Source organism: Stutzerimonas stutzeri, from assembly GCF_002909485.1.
Classification (GTDB): Bacteria; Pseudomonadota; Gammaproteobacteria; order Pseudomonadales; family Pseudomonadaceae; genus Stutzerimonas; species Stutzerimonas stutzeri_AH.
This window is the reverse complement of record NZ_PPXG01000019.1, coordinates 1-1267: the sequence shown is the minus strand read 5'-3', so window position 1 is coordinate 1267 and position 1267 is coordinate 1. Positions and strand designations below refer to the sequence as shown.

The 1267-nt window shown below is 54.8% G+C and carries 2 protein-coding genes; both read left to right on the top strand.

The genetic code is table 11. From position 1 onward, the window contains the following. Window positions 1–68 precede the first annotated feature (68 nt). Complete coding sequence (locus CXK91_RS22475; RefSeq protein ID WP_103458181.1) at window positions 69–371, top strand: transposase; 303 nt, start codon at window positions 69–71, stop codon at window positions 369–371. Further along, window positions 368–1231, top strand: coding sequence for an IS3 family transposase (locus CXK91_RS22470; RefSeq protein ID WP_103458180.1), 864 nt, complete (start codon window positions 368–370; stop codon window positions 1229–1231). Before CXK91_RS22475 ends, CXK91_RS22470 begins: the two co-directional genes overlap by 4 nt. Window positions 1232–1267: the final 36 nt, after the last annotated feature.

Below are 1267 nucleotides of genomic sequence, written 5' to 3'. Positions count from 1 at the left end.
GATCTGAACTGACCCTGATTTTACGGACACCTCGAATGTGACTATACCGTCAGAGAGGAAGGTGTCCCATGACCGACAAACGTAGGTATCAACGCTACAGCCCAGAGTTCAAGCGAGAGGCTGTACGCCAGCTCACCGACACGGATAAGTCCTGTACACAGCTTGCGCGCGAGCTCGGCATCCGTGTCAACCAGCTCTACAAGTGGAAGCAGCAGATTGATCAGAGCCAGGCCGATGCCTTTCCAGGGTCTGGCCGCCAGGCAGAAGCTGATGGTGAAGTTGCCCAGCTGAAACGCGAGCTGGAACGGTTGCGCGAAGAGAACGAAATCCTAAAAAAGGCGGCTGCGTACTTTGCCAAGAGCCTCGTGTGAAGTACGCCTTCGTCCGTGATCATGCAGCGCAATATCCGATCCGCAGGCTTTGTCAAACGGTTGGAGCTTCGCCAAGTGGATACTATGCCTGGCTTAACAGAGCCGAGTCTCGACGTTCAAAAGCAAACCGCACATTGCTTGCCCAGATCGAGACCGTTCATTTCGATAGCCGTCAAACGTATGGCCCTATCCGGATTCATCGGGAGCTGCACAGCCAAGGCAGCACCGCAGGCCTGAACCGTATAGCCCGTTTGAAGCGGGAGGCGGGCCTCAGAACGAGGCAGGCCTTGGTATGGCAGCAGGCTGGTCGTGGAAGGACCTTTGAGCACATCGTTGAGCACCGGCTACTGAGACGCTTCTACGCGGATCGACCAAATGAGCGCTGGGTGGCGGACATCACATTCATCCCAACAGCCCAAGGATGGCTTTACTTGTCGGTGATTATGGATCTCTACTCTCGGCTGATCGTAGGCTGGGCGATGGATAAAAAACCCAGTCAGGAATTGGCAACGTTAGCGCTCGAAATGAGCTTGGGCAGGCGTGCCAAACCGATTGGATTGTTGCTACACACCGACCAAGGAGTGCAGTACAGAACTGCTCGCTACCAGGCGTTGCTAGCTCAAAACAATATCCAACCGAGCATGAGCCGTAAGGGCAACTGCCATGACAACGCAGCGATGGAGAGCTTCTTCCATACCCTGAAAACCGAGCATGTACGTCACCACAAGTACCGTACCTTCGACGAAGCCCGGCAAAGCCTATTCGACTACATTGAGGTTTTTTACAACCGGCAGCGACGGCATTCATACCTGGCGTACATGACGCCGTTTGAGTATGAGCGCCTACACGCTGTCTCTTAGGCCGGTGTCCGTGAAACCGGGGCTAGTTCAATCCGA